The organism is Methylibium petroleiphilum PM1, from assembly GCF_000015725.1.
GTDB lineage: Bacteria > Pseudomonadota > Gammaproteobacteria > Burkholderiales > Burkholderiaceae_C > Methylibium > Methylibium petroleiphilum.
In genome coordinates, this window is the sequence record NC_008825.1 from 3,707,452 (window position 1) to 3,721,586 (window position 14,135).

The 14,135-nt window shown below is 72.6% G+C and carries 15 protein-coding genes; 9 read left to right on the plus strand and 6 right to left on the minus strand.

Annotated features, from left to right (window positions below; translation table 11 throughout):
* Positions 1-30: 30 nt before the first annotated feature.
* The 5 genes from MPE_RS17685 to MPE_RS17705 all read right to left on the minus strand — a co-directional run bounded on the left by MPE_RS17685 (position 31) and on the right by MPE_RS17705 (position 2,884).
* Positions 31-741, minus strand: a complete 711-nt coding sequence (locus tag MPE_RS17685) for a hypothetical protein (RefSeq protein ID WP_011831070.1) — start codon at positions 739-741, stop codon at positions 31-33.
* Between the two features lie 9 nt (positions 742-750).
* Complete coding sequence (locus MPE_RS24450; protein WP_011831071.1) at positions 751-1,200, minus strand: hypothetical protein; 450 nt, start codon at positions 1,198-1,200, stop codon at positions 751-753.
* 25 nt (positions 1,201-1,225) lie between these two features.
* Complete coding sequence (locus tag MPE_RS17695) at positions 1,226-1,762, minus strand: MOSC domain-containing protein (protein WP_011831072.1); 537 nt, start codon at positions 1,760-1,762, stop codon at positions 1,226-1,228.
* Positions 1,759-2,121 carry a DUF1304 domain-containing protein gene (locus MPE_RS17700; protein WP_011831073.1) on the minus strand — a complete coding sequence of 121 codons (363 nt, stop codon included), beginning with the start codon at positions 2,119-2,121 and terminating at the stop codon, positions 1,759-1,761. The genes MPE_RS17695 and MPE_RS17700 overlap by 4 nt, the downstream gene beginning before the upstream one ends.
* A gap of 169 nt (positions 2,122-2,290) precedes the next feature.
* A complete protein-coding gene (locus MPE_RS17705; protein ID WP_011831074.1) occupies positions 2,291-2,884 on the minus strand; it encodes an Lrp/AsnC family transcriptional regulator in 594 nt (197 codons plus the stop codon).
* A gap of 129 nt (positions 2,885-3,013) precedes the next feature.
* On the opposite strand from MPE_RS17705, the gene MPE_RS17710 reads away from it, so the two are divergent.
* From MPE_RS17710 to MPE_RS17715, 3 genes are read left to right on the plus strand one after another with little or no spacing between them, the layout of a single operon-like run.
* Positions 3,014-6,574, plus strand: a complete 3,561-nt coding sequence (locus MPE_RS17710) for an indolepyruvate ferredoxin oxidoreductase family protein (protein ID WP_011831075.1) — start codon at positions 3,014-3,016, stop codon at positions 6,572-6,574.
* Positions 6,571-6,897 (plus strand): hypothetical protein, encoded by a 327-nt coding sequence (locus MPE_RS24710; protein ID WP_011831076.1) that lies wholly within the window; start codon positions 6,571-6,573, stop codon positions 6,895-6,897. Before MPE_RS17710 ends, MPE_RS24710 begins: the two co-directional genes overlap by 4 nt.
* Positions 6,898-6,906: 9 nt before the next feature.
* Complete coding sequence (locus MPE_RS17715) at positions 6,907-7,485, plus strand: NUDIX hydrolase (RefSeq protein ID WP_011831077.1); 579 nt, start codon at positions 6,907-6,909, stop codon at positions 7,483-7,485.
* A 29-nt stretch (positions 7,486-7,514) separates the two neighbouring features.
* Here the strand turns inward: MPE_RS17715 and MPE_RS17720 are convergent, their stop codons facing one another.
* Entirely contained in the window at positions 7,515-8,597 is a 1,083-nt protein-coding gene (locus MPE_RS17720; RefSeq protein ID WP_011831078.1) for a phospholipase A, read from the minus strand.
* Between the two features lie 189 nt (positions 8,598-8,786).
* On the opposite strand from MPE_RS17720, the gene MPE_RS17725 reads away from it, so the two are divergent.
* The 6 genes from MPE_RS17725 (at position 8,787) to MPE_RS17750 (ending at position 14,133) form a co-directional block, all read left to right on the plus strand.
* Positions 8,787-9,347: a cytochrome b gene (locus MPE_RS17725; RefSeq protein WP_011831079.1), complete on the plus strand. Its 561-nt coding sequence runs from the start codon at positions 8,787-8,789 to the stop codon at positions 9,345-9,347.
* Positions 9,348-9,376: 29 nt separating this feature from the next.
* On the plus strand, positions 9,377-9,961 hold the full coding sequence (locus MPE_RS17730; RefSeq protein ID WP_011831080.1) for a YceI family protein: 585 nt from the start codon (positions 9,377-9,379) through the stop codon (positions 9,959-9,961).
* Between the two features lie 71 nt (positions 9,962-10,032).
* Positions 10,033-10,617 carry a YceI family protein gene (locus MPE_RS17735; RefSeq protein ID WP_041930283.1) on the plus strand — a complete coding sequence of 195 codons (585 nt, stop codon included), beginning with the start codon at positions 10,033-10,035 and terminating at the stop codon, positions 10,615-10,617.
* Between the two features lie 55 nt (positions 10,618-10,672).
* The gene (locus MPE_RS17740) at positions 10,673-11,269 is read left to right on the plus strand and encodes a YceI family protein (RefSeq protein ID WP_011831082.1); all 597 of its coding nucleotides are present in this window, start codon (positions 10,673-10,675) and stop codon (positions 11,267-11,269) included.
* Between the two features lie 133 nt (positions 11,270-11,402).
* On the plus strand, positions 11,403-12,710 hold the full coding sequence (locus MPE_RS17745; protein ID WP_011831083.1) for a hypothetical protein: 1,308 nt from the start codon (positions 11,403-11,405) through the stop codon (positions 12,708-12,710).
* Positions 12,711-12,732: 22 nt separating this feature from the next.
* Entirely contained in the window at positions 12,733-14,133 is a 1,401-nt protein-coding gene (locus tag MPE_RS17750) for an AAA family ATPase (RefSeq protein WP_011831084.1), read from the plus strand.
* The last annotated feature ends 2 nt before the right edge of the window (positions 14,134-14,135 follow it).

Consider the following 14,135-nt stretch of genomic DNA (forward strand, 5'->3'; position numbering starts at 1 on the left):
CGCGCGCGTCGGCGCAGCGGTCCGATGGGATCAGGGCAGCGTGACGCGCATCTGCACCACGTAGCGCCGGTCGCGCGCGATCTCGGCGCTGGACAGCACCCCGCGTTCGCTGCGTCGCTCGCTGCCGCCGTCGCTGGCGACGGTGACCCACTCACCGAGCGGCAGCTGCACCGTGGTCAGCAGGCCGGCGCGGTCGATGCTGCCCTCGGGCTGGGGCTGGCCGCGGAAGTCGTAGCGCGAGGGCATGCCGCCGGAGGCCAGCGCGCTGGCCTCGGTGCGCACTTCCACCGTGACCGGCGAGCCGCCGCCGGGCCAACGGGGCCGCACCGCGACGCTGCGCCCGGTGTCGACGTAGCTGCTGCCGGCGATCGCGCCGGGGCCGCTGGGCGTCCACACCACCTCCAGCCAGGTCAGCGGCACGGACGCGCCCACGTTCAGCATTCCCTGACCGCCGTTGAGCACGAGCAGCCGGTGCTGCGCATCGCCCGATCGGTCGCCGCTGCGCGACTCGAGCGTCACGCCGGCGCGGCCGGACACCTGGCCGTTCGGCCCCACCGTCACCGCACCGTCGCGCAGGCCGCCGCCGCTGGCCGTGAAGCTGGACTCGTCGCCCTGGCGCACCTCGACCAGCAGGTTGCGCTGCGGCAGCGCAGAGGCCGGCGGCGCCGCGGCCACGCCACCGGGCAGCACCAGCGCGGCCAGGCCGAGCGCGCAGAGGAAGGAAGGCAGGGCGCGAGACATTCGCGGAGCTTAGTACGTGGCGGGTGGAGTGCGTCTTCGCGCCGGCTGGCGGCGCCGTGGCGCCGGGACGGCCGGCGGGACCGCGTGGCGGGCGAGCAGCGCGGCCAGCGCCTCGGGATCGCTCTGCGCCAGAGCCTCGACGGCGGCCGACGCCGCCTCGCGCCGCTCGCGCCGCTGCCGGTCCTTGATGGTCTCCACCTCGACGGCCAGCGTCCGCAGGCATTGCAGTGCGGTCTGCGCCTGCGCCGCGCGCTCGGGCGTGGCGTCGGGCTGCTGGCCGAGCACCACCTCGCTGAGCCAGCCGAGCTGCTTGCCGTAGCTGGCCACGTCGAACACCGCGCGTTCGACGTCGGCGTCGCCGGCCGTCGGGCGGATCCCGCTGAAGATGTCCTGCGTGACCGCACCGCTCAGCGGAAAGTGAAGCTGCGGCGCCCAGTGGAGCCAGAACCAGGGAAACATCGGCAATCCTCCTCGCGGGTTGTCGTCATCCGCCGGGTGGCGCGAACTCGCACACCACCGCGTCGCCCAGGTGCAGCATGCCACCGGCCAGCACCCGCGCGGTGACACCGCCATGCCCGCGCACCGCGCTGTAGCCCCCCGGACCGAGCGCCTCCTCCATGCGCGAGCAGGGCTCGCAGGGGCCGGTGAGCTCGAGCAGCACGTCGGCGCCGATGCGCAGGCGCAGCGGCTGGTCGCGGAACAGCGTGCGCACGGCCAGCAGGTTCAGCCCCGACACCAGGAGGTTGCGGCGCAGCGCATCGGCGGTCACCTCCGGCCGTCCCGCCAGTGCGGCGATGACCGGCAGGTGCTCGGCCTGCAGCAGCGTGACCTGGCGCTTGCCGCCCAGGCCGCGCCCCGTGGCGCTGCGATCGCCGTGCAGGCCGAGGCCGGCGAGCGCCTGCGCGGACGCCACCGCCTGCACCGACGCGCGGCGCTGCGGGCGCAGCAGGATGGCGTCGAGCCGCCCCGGCTGCGCGTGGCGGCGCGTCAGCTCGCGCAGCGACGGGGCGGCTTCGCTCACCGACCGGCCAGCCACAGCAGCGCCAACCCGGCTGCCGCCGGCAGCGCCTGCACGTAGAGGATCTTGCGGCTGGCGGTGGCGGCGCCGTACAGCCCCGCGACCAGCACGCACAGCAGGAAGAAGACCTTCACGCCACTGCCGGCGGCGCCCAGGCTCAGGCCCCAGAACAGGCCGGCGGCCAGGAAGCCGTTGTAGAGCCCCTGGTTGGCGGCCAGCACCTTGGAGGCCGCCGCCGCTTCCGGCGTCTGGCCGAAGGCGCGCAGGCCGGCCGGCTTGTCCCACAGGAACATCTCCAGCACGAGGATGTAGACGTGCAGCAGCGCGACGAGCGCCACCACGGTGTCGGCGAGCAGGGCCATGAGCGCATCTCCTGTGAGGGAACCGGGGCGCCGGCCGGGGCCGCGCGCGGCCCGATGATGCCGCGCGGCGGACGCGCCGGCGACCGGCTCTCGAGGAAACGCCGGGCCGCCCCAGGTTTCCTCGCCCCCCGCGGGGGGCGGGCTGGGCGCAGCCCGGCCCTGGGGGTGCTCAGTGGCGCCCGGCGCGCTCCAGGTGCTGCAGCGGAAGCGCCGCGCCGGCCTTCACCTCGCCGAGCGAGAAGCTGGTGTGCAGGTCCTTGAAGTTGGGCAGGTTCAGCAGCGTCTCCAGCGCCAGCGCCGAGAAGGCGTCCAGGTCGGTCGTCATGACCTGCAGCTCGAAGGTGCCCGATCCGCTGATGTAGTGGCAGGCGATGACCTGCGGGATGCGGCGGATCGCCTCCTCCAGCGCACGCGTCGCCGCGGCCGTGTTGCGCTCGGCGTCGACGCGCACGAAGGCCAGCACGCCCAGGCCGATCTTGCGGCGGTCGATCTCGGCGCGGTACCCGCGGATGTAGCCCTGCGTCTCCAGCCACTTCACGCGCCGCCAGGTCGGCGCGGTGGACAGCCCGATGCGCGCGGCCAGCTCGGCGTTCGACAGCCGCGCGTCCTGCTGCAGCGCACCGAGGATCGCGACGTCGTAGCGGTCGAGCGCGGCGTGCGGCGCGTCGTCGCCGGCCGGGTCGGGTGCGGCCTCCGCAGCGGCCGGCCGCGCCAGCGACCGCGCGATTCGGGTTTGCCCTGAAGTCTGCTTTTTCGATGCCATTCGTTTTCTTCCTCGCAAATTTGAGCAACAACGTTGCTCCAAGCATGCCCCAGCGGGCACACAAAGAAAAGACTTCCCCGCACGCTTTGCCTACACTGCCCGCAGGCCCGCCGCAGGAGTTCCGCCGCCATGAATGCGCCCCTTCCCGAGTCCATCCGTCGCGCGCTCGAGACGGTCACGCTCGACGACAAGTACGCCCTCGAGACCGGGCAGGCCTTCATGAGCGGGGTGCAGGCGCTGGTGCGGCTGCCAATGCTGCAGCAGCAGCGCGATGCCACCGCCGGGCTGGACACCGCGGGTTTCATCAGCGGCTACCGCGGCTCGCCGCTGGGCGGCTACGACCAGGCGCTGTGGCAGGCGCAGAAGCACCTCGCGGCCCACCAGGTGGTGTTCCAGCCGGGCGTCAACGAGGAGCTGGCCGCCACCGCGGTGTGGGGCACCCAGCAGCTCGATCTTTACCCGCAGAGCCGCAAGCACGACGGCGTGTTCGGCATCTGGTACGGCAAGGGCCCGGGCGTGGACCGCTGCTCCGACGTGTTCAAGCACGCCAACATGGCGGGCACCGCGAAGCACGGCGGCGTGATCGCGATCGCCGGCGACGACCACATCGCCAAGAGCAGCACCGCGGCCCACCAGAGCGACCACATCTTCAAGGCCTGCGGGCTGCCGCTGTTCTTCCCGGCTAGCGTGCAGGAGATCCTCGACATGGGGCTGCACGCCTTCGCGATGAGCCGCTTCTCCGGCGTGTGGGCGGGCATGAAGACCATCCAGGAGGTGGTGGAGTCGTCCGCATCGATCTCGGTCGACCCCGACCGCGTGAAGATCGTGCTGCCGGAGGACTTCCCGATGCCCGCCGGCGGCCTGCACATCCGCTGGCCCGACGCGCCGCTGGAGCAGGAAGCGCGGCTGATGAACCACAAGTGGTACGCGGCACTGGCCTATGTGCGCGCGAACCGGCTCAACCACACGGTGATCGACTCGCCGCACGCGCGGCTCGGGCTGATCTCCAGCGGCAAGGCCTACAACGACACGCGCCAGGCGCTGCACGACCTGGGCCTGGACGACGCGGCCTGCCGCCGCCTCGGCATCCGGCTGCACAAGGTGGGCGTGGTGTGGCCGCTGGAGGCCACCATCACGCGCGAGTTCGCCACCGGCCTGCAGGAAATCCTGGTGATCGAGGAGAAGCGCCAGGTCATCGAGTATCAGCTGAAGGAAGAGCTCTACAACTGGCGACCCGACGTGCGGCCCAACGTGCTGGGCAAGTTCGACGAATCGGAGGGCGACCTGTCGGGCGGCGAATGGAGCCAGCCCAACCCGAGCGGCAACTGGCTGCTGCGCGCCCAGGCCGACCTGACGCCGGCGATCATCGCCCGCGCGATCGGCAAGCGGCTGCTCAAGCTCGGCGGCCTGGACACCGACACGCGCGCCCACGTCGAGGCGCGGCTGGCGCTGATCGACGCGAAGGAACGCGCGCTGGCCGCGAGCACGCAGGACACCGGCGACCGCGCGCCGTGGTTCTGCAGCGGCTGTCCGCACAACACCAGCACCCGCGTGCCCGAGGGCTCGCGCGCGGTGGCCGGCATCGGCTGCCACTACATGACGGTGTGGATGGACCGCAGCACCACCACCTTCTCGCAGATGGGTGGCGAGGGCGTGAGCTGGGTCGGCCAGGCGCCGTTCACCACCGACCGCCACGTGTTCGCCAACCTCGGCGACGGCACCTATTACCACTCGGGCCTGCTGGCGGTGCGCCAGAGCATCGCGGCGAAGGTGAACATCACCTACAAGATCCTGTTCAACGACGCGGTGGCGATGACTGGCGGCCAGCCGGTCGACGGCACGCTGCGTGTGCCCGAGATGACCCGCGAACTCGACGCCGAGGGCGCGAAGCGCATCGTCGTGGTGACCGACGAGCCGCGCAAGTACGACGGCGTGACCGGCCTCGCGCCCGGCGTGACGGTGAAGCACCGCGACGAGCTCGACGCGGTACAGCGCGAGCTGCGCGAAGTTCCCGGCTGCACCGTCCTCATCTACGACCAGACCTGCGCCACCGAGAAGCGGCGCCGCCGCAAGCGCGGCACGATGGCCACGCCGGCCGAGACGGTGGTGATCAACGAGCTGGTGTGCGAGGGCTGCGGCGACTGCTCGGTGCAGAGCAACTGCCTGTCGGTCGAGCCGGTCGAGACGCCGTTCGGCCGCAAGCGCCGCATCAACCAGAGCAGCTGCAACAAGGACTACTCCTGCCTGAAGGGCTTCTGCCCGAGCTTCGTGACGGTGACCGGCGGCACGCTGAAGAAGCCGCAGCGCGACGCCGCGCACGACCCGCACCGCGGACCGCCGTTGCCCGACCCGGTGCTGCCGCGGGCCGACAGCGCCTGGGGCATCGTGGTCGCCGGCGTCGGCGGCACCGGCGTCATCACCATCGGCCAGCTGCTCGGCATGGCCGCCCACCTCGAGGGCAAGGGCGTCGTCACGCAGGACGCCGCCGGCCTGGCGCAGAAGGGCGGCGCGACCTGGAGCCACATCCAGATCGCCAACCGGCCCGAGGCCCTCTACTGCACCAGGGTCGGCACCGCCGAGGCCGACCTGGTGATCGCCTGCGACCCCATCGTCGCAGCCAAGAAGGACACGCTCGCGGTGATGCGCGAGGGCCGCACCCACGTGGCGCTGAACACCCACGGTGCGCCGACCGCGGCCTTCGTCGGCAACCCCGACTGGCAGTTCCAGGGCGGGCGCTGCGAGGCGGTGATCGAGCAGGCCTGCGGCGGCGCCGCGCAGGTGGGCAGGTTCGACGCCGACCGGCTGGCGACCGCGCTGCTCGGCGACGCGATCTACACCAACCCGCTGATGCTGGGCTACGCCTGGCAGAAGGGCTGGGTGCCCCTGGGCGAGGCCGCGCTGCTGCGCGCCATCGAGCTCAACGGCGTGCAGGTCGAGCGCAACCGGGCCGCCTTCGCCTGGGGCCGGCGCGCGGCACACGACCTCGCCGCGGTGCAGGCCCTCACCGCGACGGCGCAGGTGATCGCCTTCGTGAAGAAGCCCGCGCTCGACGAGCTACTGGCCACGCGCGCCGACTTCCTCACCGGCTACCAGAACGCGGCCTACGCGCAGACCTACCGCGCCTTCGTCGACAAGGTGCGCGCCGCCGAGGCGCCGCTGCAGTCGACCCGGCTCGCCGAGACGGTGTCGCGCTACCTGTTCAAGCTGATGGCCTGCAAGGACGAGTACGAGGTGGCGCGCCTGCACGCCGACCCGGCCTTCCACGCGAAGATCGCCGCGCAGTTCGACGGCGAGGTGAAGCTGGGCTACCACCTCGCGCCGCCGGGGCTGGCGAAGAAGAACGCGCGCGGCGAGCCGCTGAAGCGGCGCTATGGCCCGTGGATGCTGGGGGCCTTCCGGCTGCTGGCGCGGCTCAAGGGCCTGCGCGGCACGGCGCTCGACCCCTTCGGCCGCACCGAGGAGCGCCGCACCGAGCGCGCGCTGGTCGGCGAGTACCGCGCCTGCATCGAGGAGCTGCTGGCGACGCTGGACGCGCCGCGGCTGGCGCTGGCGGTGGAGATCGCCGCGATCCCGGAGGACATCCGCGGCTACGGCCACGTGAAGGCCCGGCACCTGGCGGACGCGCGGGCGAAGTGGAGCGGCCTGATGGCGCAGTGGCGTACCGGGTCGCCACAGCGCGCGGCAGCGTGAGTGACCCCCGCCTTCCCGCGTCGGAGACACCCCCCGACCCGCGGCGCGACTTTCTCGCCATCGACGCAGCGCAACGGCACGACGCCGCCGCGCGCCGCCCGCTCCACCTGGGCGGCCGGGCCGTGGGCTCGGTCGCGGCCGGCGCACTGCCGGTGCTCCGAGCACATGCGCCGTGGCTGCAGGAGCGCGAAGACGGCGTGCTGAGCACCGCGCTGCGCGACGAGGCGCTCGACGCCGCCTTCGCCGTCACGCATGCGGCACTGCGCGAGCGCGGCCTGATCACCGACTGGCGCAACGAAACCTATGCCGTCGTGCCGGCCTGAGGCGCGCCGGTGCTGGCGCGGATCGAGCGCGCGGCCGCGCGCTTCTGGGGCACGCTGACCTTCGGCGCGCATGCCAACGGCTACGTCGCCGGGCCCGACGGCCGCCCGAGCCACCTGTGGATCGCACAGCGCTCGCCGCACAAGCCCACCGACCCCGGCAAGTTCGACAACCTGATCGGCGGTGGCGTGCCGCACGGCCAGACGCCGTTCGAGACGCTGGTGCGCGAAGGCTGGGAAGAGGCGGGCCTGGCCGCCGACCTCGTGCGCCGGGCCACGCGCGGCCGGGTCATCGACCTGCAGCGGGCGCTGCCCGACTGCGCCGGCCACGGCCTGCAGCGCGAGCAGCTGTTCGTCTACGACCTGGCGCTGCCGCCCGGCGTGCAGCCGTGCAACCAGGACGGCGAGGTCGCCTCGCTGCAATTGCTGCCGGTGGCCGAGGCGCTGGCACTGGCGGGCGGCGACACGATGACGGTCGATGCCGCGCTGGCGACGCTGGATTTCGCGCTGCGCTGGCGACTCCTCGGGGAGCGCGAGCATGCCGCGCTCACGGCGCGCACGGCCGGGCTGTTCGGCGCAATGCCGGACTGAGCGCACGTGGAGCGCTCGTCCATGGCGCCTCAGAACTCGAACAGCGTGAGCCCCAGCCCCAGGCTGGTCTGGCGGAAGTTGTAGTCGAGCAGGGTCTCGCCGTAGCCGCTGAACAGCTGCACGTACCAGCGCAACGCGCGCGGGCTGCCGGGCTCGACCGGGAAGGTCCAGTCGAACTGCACGGCGCCGCGCCGCAGGTCGCGGAAGTTGGTACGCCACAGCAGCGCGGCGGTCGCGCGGCCGGGGGTCCAGTTCAGCGTCACGTCGCCGCGACCGCGGTAGCTGGTGAGATCGGGGTTGTCGTCGTCATCGGCGTTCTCGCGCACGCGCCGGTTCAGGCGCAGCGCGATCGAGACGTCCTCGCGCTCGAAGCCGGCGCCCGCGTAGACGCGGTTCCAGCTGCGCGACAGCGGCTTGGTCTGGCCGTTGGACTGGTGGGCGAAGGCCAGCATGCCGTAGCGCCACTGCCAGCCCCACGGCAGCGCCCGCAGACCCTCGGGCACCGGCACCACGTACATCACCTCGGGTTCGTAGTCGCTGCTGCGGAAGGGGGCGGAATCGCCCTTGTTGTAGAGCTGCCAGAGCGACTGCTGCGTGTAGCCGACCCAGAGGTCGGCGTCGGGCAGCAGCACGCTCTGCGCGATCTTGGTCCGCAGCGAGAGCTGGAACTTGGCCTCCACGCGCTTGTAGTCGCCGAGTTCGGCCGTGCGGTCCGGGCTGGGGCTGGACGGACGGGTGTTCAGGCGCGTGGTCACGTGCACCGGCAGCAGGAAGTTGGGTCGGTAGCCGGTGAAGTTGAAGGTGCCGCGCTTGTCGGCGCGGTCGAGTTCCCAGTACTTGGACAGGAAGCTCGGTGCCGGAGTCGGCGGACCCTGCAGGCCGTTGCCGCCCACTTCCGGTGCCGGCCGGGCGACCACGTCGGGCGTGCGGCCGGCCGGCACCACCGGCACCGGCGGCGCCTCGCGGCCGGCCAGCCGGTCGTAGCAGGCCAGCCGCAGGCCGTCGTCGGTGAGCGCCGCGCAATCGGCCAGCGCGGGCGCCGCTGCCTCCTGCGCCGACACGACAGCCCAGGGCCAGGCCAGCAGCAGGACGGAGAGGGCGGTCGACTTCATGGGCAGTGGCCAGGCGGCTCGGGTCGGGGAGGCCGGCCGATTCTGCGGGACGGCAGCGATCCGGGCAGGGGCACGGGGGCTTGGCGCATCGAACTCTTGCATTTTTTTGAAGTGACGCGACAAGCCCTGTGAACTTGCGGGCCCCAAACAATCACTACAGTGCGTGCACTTCGACGCCCCGATTCCTGCATGAGCCTGCCGACCGTCAGCCCCCGCTACTCCGCCCCCGCGATCGCGCTGCACTGGCTGCTGGCGCTGGCCATCCTGGGCAGCATGGGCCTGGGCTGGTACATGAGCGACCTGCCGTTCTCGCCGCAGCGCCTGAAGTTCTACAACTGGCACAAGTGGGCCGGCATCACGATCCTGGCGCTGTCGCTGCTGCGCCTGCTGTGGCGCCTGACGCACCGCCCGCCGGCGCTGCCGGCACCGATCGCCACCGCGATGCCGTCATGGCAGCTGCGCGCCTACCACGCCACCCACCACCTGATGTACCTGCTGTTCTTCGCGGTGCCGCTGGTCGGCTGGGCCTACAGCTCGATGGCCGGCTTCCCGATCGTGTGGTTCGGCGTGCTGCCGCTGCCCGACTTCGTGCCGGTCGACAAGGAACTGGCCAAGCTGGTGAAGCCGGTCCACGCGATCCTGGCCTACACGCTGCTGGCGCTGGTGGTGCTGCACGTGGCGGCCGCCCTGAAGCACCAGTTCGTCGACCGCGACGGCCTGCTGGACCGCATGCGGCCGCGCCGCGCCTGATGCATCGATCGATTTCCGAGGACCTCCGCATGAGAAGACGCTTCACGCTCCCCCTGATGTTGCTGGCCGTCGCCGGCGTGGTGGCCGCCGCCCCGGCGCATGCGCAGGCCCCCACCGCGAAGTTGCTGCCGGCGCAGAGCGAGATCGGCTTCGTCAGCAAGCAGATGGGCGTGCCGGTGCAGGGCCAGTTCAAGAAGTTCGACGCCCAGGTCAGCTTCGACCCGAAGCAGCCCGCGAACGGCAAGATCGCCTTCGCGATCGACACCGGCAGCGCCACCATCGGCGACCGCGACACCGATGCCGAGATGAAGAAGGGCGACTGGTTCGACACGGCCAAGTTCCCGCAGGCCACCTTCCAGTCCACCGCGATCAAGGCGCTGGGCGGCGGCAAGTTCGAGGTGGCCGGCAAGCTCGCGATCAAGGGCAGCAGCCGCGACGTGCTGGTGCCGGTCACGCTCACCCAGGCCGGCGGCACCAGCACCGCCACCGGCGCCTTCGCCATCAAGCGCCTGGAGTTCAAGATCGGCGCCGGCGACTGGGGCGACACCTCGATGGTCGCCGACGAAGTGCAGGTGAAGTTCAAGCTCGCGCTGACCGGCGTGGGCGCGCTCTGACCGGCGCGGCCCCGGCGCCGGTTTCCTCCCTCCCGTTTCCCAACCCCACTCTCCAGGACCCCCGCATGAGCATGAAGAAGCCCTTCCTCGCCGCCGCCGCCGCCACCGCCGCCGCCCTCGCCTGCCTCGCCGGTGGCGCGCAGGCCCAGAGCGCGAGCTACGCGATCGACCCCGGCCACACCTTCGTGACCTTCGAGGTGCTGCACTTCGGCACCTCCACCGCACGCGGCCGCTTCGACAAGAAGGAAGGCACGGTGCAGTTCGACCGCGCCGGCAAGACCGGCAAGGTGGAGATCAGCATCGACACCGCGTCGATCAACACCGGCGTCGCGGCCTTCGACAACCACCTGCGCAACGCCGACTTCTTCAACGCGGCGATGTTCCCGACCGCCAAGTTCGTCTCCGACAAGTTCGTCTTCAGCGGCGACAAGGTCAGTGAAGTGAGCGGCACGCTGACGCTGCTGGACAAGAGCCAGCCGGTCACGCTGAAGGCGGCCAATTTCAACTGCTACGAGAACCCGCGCCTCAAGCGCGAGGTCTGCGGCGGTGACTTCGAGACCACCTTGCAGCGCAGCCAGTTCGGCATGAACTACGGCCTGCCCAACATTCCCGACAGCGTGCGCCTGACGGTGCAGATCGAGGCGGTGAAGCAGTAAGAGTCAGCACGGCCGTCGGGGGCCGTGCGCGGCCCCCACCCAGGCCCCCCGCCGCATGCGCGCCCTCCCCGCTGCCTCCCTGGCGCTCGCCCTGTCGAGCCTGGCCCTTGCCGCCACGCCGGCGGCGGCCGAACCGGCGCGCTACACCCTCGACCCGGCGCACAGCTGGGTGCAGTTCGAGCTGTCGCACTTCGGCACCTCGACGATCCGCGGGCGGCTGGGCCCGGCCGAGGGCAGCGTGAGCCTGGACCCCGGCGCCGGCCGCGGCGAGATCGGCGTGACGATCCCGATGGCCTCGGTGAGCACCGGCCTCGCGGCGTTCGACAAGCACCTGCGCGACGCCGAGCTGCTGTCGACCACCGAGCACCCGACCGCCTGGTTCGTCTCGCGCGACCTGCGCTTCGACGCCGGCCGGCTCGCCGAACTGCGCGGCGAGCTGACGCTGCGCGGCGTGAGCCGCGGCCTGACCCTCACCGCGACGCGCTACGCCTGCCACCGCCACCCGGTGCTGCAGCGCGAGGTCTGCGGCGGCGACTTCGAGGGCCGCATCCGGCGCAGCGACTTCGGCATCGACTACGGCCTGCCCTTCGTGCGGGACGAGGTGACGCTGCGGGTGCAGGTGGAAGGCGTGCGCAGCGACCCGGCGCCCTGAACCGGGCCGGCCCCGCTCGGGGGCGATCCCCCTCGACGGTGGGAGGGCCGAAGTCGCACACTCGCGAGAACATCGCGACCGCGCCGCGCACCCTGCGCCGCGCGCCTGCCCTGCTCCTGCGAGGACCTCCGCCATGACCACCCCTGCCCCCTCCTTTCGCGGCCCGCGTCGGCCGCTCGTTCCGTTCGCCACCGCACTGGCCCTGTGCGCCGGCGTGGCCGGCGCTCAGCAGCCTGCCCCCAAGGCGCCGTCCAAGCCGCCGGTCGCGCAGGCCTGGATCGACGTCGCCACCTTCAGCGGCCTGGGGGCCGGCCTCGGCGGCCTGGGCGGCGGCGGCAACAACCCGCTGTCGGCGCTGGGTGGCCTGTTCGGCGTGGGCGGAGGCGGCACCGTGCCCTTCCTGTCGACGCAGTCCGGCGGCAGCGGCGGCCGCTACATGGACGTCACGCTCGCGACGCGCGCCAATCCACAGCTCGCCGAAGGCACGCAGGCGCTGCCGGCCGGGCTGCAGCTCGGCCCGGCGATCAAGCTGCTGTCGCCGAAGGACGCGAAGCCGGTGCCTGGCGACGACGGCGACGAGCGCGTCGAGGAGCCGTCCGAGAAGCCCAAGGGCCGGCTGCTGCTGTACTGGGGCTGCGGCGACACCGTGCGCGCCGGCCAGCCGCGCGTGCTCGACGTCGCCAAGCTCAAGCCCGAGGACGTGGCCAAGTTCTTCATCTCGCGCCGGGCCACGCAGCGCGGCGCGCACAGCGCCACCGGCCGGCCGCACTGGCCCAACCCGAGCGAGGGCAAGCGCGTGCCCGACGGCGGCTCGCTGGTCGGCGAGCACGAGTTCAAGGGCCAGGGCGTGCCTGAAGGCTTCAAGTTCGCGATCCCGGCGGCCAACGACCTGATGCCGGCGCTGACGCTCACCACTGCCGACAAGGCCGGCGCCACCGCGCTGGAGTGGAACGCGCTGCCGACCGCGCGCGGCTATTTCGCCGGGGCCTTCGCCGGCAGGGGCGAGCAGGCCGACGGCGCCAGCGAGATGGTGATCTGGACCTCGAGCGAGCTGCCCGACACCGGCTTCGGCCTGTTCGACTACCAGACCAATCCGGCCGTCGAGCGCTGGGTCAAGGAGCGCGTGCTGCTCGCACCGACCACCACCCGCTGCACCGTGCCCAAGGGCGTGCTGCCGGCCGAGGGCTCGTTCCTGCGGCTGATCGCCTACGGCCCCGAGTTGAACCTCGCGCACCCGCCGCGCCCGGCCGACCCCAAGGCGGTGTGGGAGCCGCAGTGGGCGGTGAAGCTGCGCGTCAAGTCGATGACCACCGCGATGCCCGGCATGCCCTCGATGGGCGACGTGATGAAGGGCGAGGGCGGCACCGCGCCCGGCACGCCGCCGGCCGAGGAGAAGAAGCCCGGCGCACTCGATCTGCTGCGCGGCGTGCTCGGTCGCTGAGCGCCGCCGTCAGAATGGGGGCATGGATGCCCACGCCCCTGCTCCGGACCCGGCGCGCCTGCGCGCACTGATCGACTGGCTCGAACACGGCCTGCTCGAACGCGAGGCCGCCGTGCGGCTCGCGCTGCTGGCTGCGCTGGCCGGCGAGCACGTGCTGCTGGTCGGCCCGCCCGGCACGGCCAAGAGCGCGCTGGCGCGGCGGCTGCAGCACGCCTTCGAGGGCGCACGCTGGTTCGAGCGGCTGCTGACGCGCTTCTCGGTCCCGGAGGAACTGTTCGGACCGCTGTCGCTGAAGGCGCTGGAGGACGACCGCTACGAGCGCCTGACCGAGGGCTACCTGCCCACCGCCGGCATCGCCTTCCTCGACGAGGTGTTCAAGGCCAACTCGGCGATCCTCAACGCACTGCTGACCCTGCTGAACGAACGCGAGTTCGACAACGGCTGCGAGCGCGTGCAGACGCCGCTGGTGTGCGTGGTCGGCGCCACCAACGAGGTGCCGGCCGACGAATCGCTGCAGGCCTTCTACGACCGCTTCCTGCTGCGCGTTCCGGTGCAGCCGGTCAGCGACGCCGGCTTCGCCGCGCTGCTGGGGCTGGACGACAGTGCGCCGGGCGGCCTGCGGCCGATCACGCCCGCCGAGCGGGCCGCGATCACGGCCGCGCGTGACGCGGTGGCGCTCGACGGCGAGGTGCTGGACGCGCTGGCCGACGCGCGCCGCTTCGTGCGCGAGCAGGCCATCGCGGTGTCGGACCGCCGCTGGCGCCAGACCGTCGGGCTGCTGAAGACCGCCGCCGCGAGCAGCGGCCGCGGCGCGGTGTCACGCATCGACCTGTGGTTGCTGCCGTACTGCCTGGCCGAGCAGCCGGCGCAGCTGGCGGTGCTGAGCGACTGGGTGCATGCCACGCTGCTCGGCGCGCAGCCGCTCGAGGCCGCCTGGCTCACGCGGGCGATCGAGGCCTTCGAGCAACAGTTCGGCATCGAGTGCCAGCCGCGCCAGGACGACGGTGAAAGCGGCAAGATGGCGCTGGCGCACGCGATCGGTGGCCTGGAGCAGGGACCCGGCGTGGCCCGCATGGTGACGGCGTCGCTGGAAGCGCGGATGCTGCCGCGCTACGGGGCACGCCACATCGCGGCGCGCGTGTCGCAGCTCGACGAGGTGCTGGCGCGCGCGCACGACCACCTGCAACCGCTGCGCGCCCGCGCCGCCGCCGTGGGCCAGGCGCTGCAGCAGGCCCTGTGGCTGCCGCCGGCGCTGGCGGCGCAGATCGCCGCGGCCCATGCGGACTCGCTGCGGACCCTGGAGGCGCTGATCGCACGGCTGCAGGCGGTGCGGGCCGACTTCGCGACGCTGCCGATCGACGCCGAGGTCACCGACCCGGCACCGGCGCCGGTGCGCTGGAGCGAAGCGGCGGCCACGGCCTGAAC

What these genes read in the sequence shown, in the direction of transcription:
- MPE_RS17700 (WP_011831073.1), bottom strand. Translation starts at nt 2,121, where the DNA reads ATGGCCCTGCTCGCCGACACCGTGGTGGCGCTCGTCGCGCTGCTGCAC.
- MPE_RS17705 (WP_011831074.1), bottom strand. Translation starts at nt 2,884, where the DNA reads ATGGCATCGAAAAAGCAGACTTCAGGGCAAACCCGAATCGCGCGGTCG.
- MPE_RS17745 (WP_011831083.1), top strand. Translation starts at nt 11,403, where the DNA reads ATGACCACCCCTGCCCCCTCCTTTCGCGGCCCGCGTCGGCCGCTCGTT.
- MPE_RS17750 (WP_011831084.1), top strand. Translation starts at nt 12,733, where the DNA reads ATGGATGCCCACGCCCCTGCTCCGGACCCGGCGCGCCTGCGCGCACTG.
- MPE_RS17725 (WP_011831079.1), top strand. Translation starts at nt 8,787, where the DNA reads ATGAGCCTGCCGACCGTCAGCCCCCGCTACTCCGCCCCCGCGATCGCG.
- MPE_RS17710 (WP_011831075.1), top strand. Translation starts at nt 3,014, where the DNA reads ATGAATGCGCCCCTTCCCGAGTCCATCCGTCGCGCGCTCGAGACGGTC.
- MPE_RS24450 (WP_011831071.1), bottom strand. Translation starts at nt 1,200, where the DNA reads ATGTTTCCCTGGTTCTGGCTCCACTGGGCGCCGCAGCTTCACTTTCCG.
- MPE_RS17730 (WP_011831080.1), top strand. Translation starts at nt 9,377, where the DNA reads ATGAGAAGACGCTTCACGCTCCCCCTGATGTTGCTGGCCGTCGCCGGC.
- MPE_RS17735 (WP_041930283.1), top strand. Translation starts at nt 10,033, where the DNA reads ATGAAGAAGCCCTTCCTCGCCGCCGCCGCCGCCACCGCCGCCGCCCTC.
- MPE_RS17740 (WP_011831082.1), top strand. Translation starts at nt 10,673, where the DNA reads ATGCGCGCCCTCCCCGCTGCCTCCCTGGCGCTCGCCCTGTCGAGCCTG.
- MPE_RS17720 (WP_011831078.1), bottom strand. Translation starts at nt 8,597, where the DNA reads ATGAAGTCGACCGCCCTCTCCGTCCTGCTGCTGGCCTGGCCCTGGGCT.
- MPE_RS17685 (WP_011831070.1), bottom strand. Translation starts at nt 741, where the DNA reads ATGTCTCGCGCCCTGCCTTCCTTCCTCTGCGCGCTCGGCCTGGCCGCG.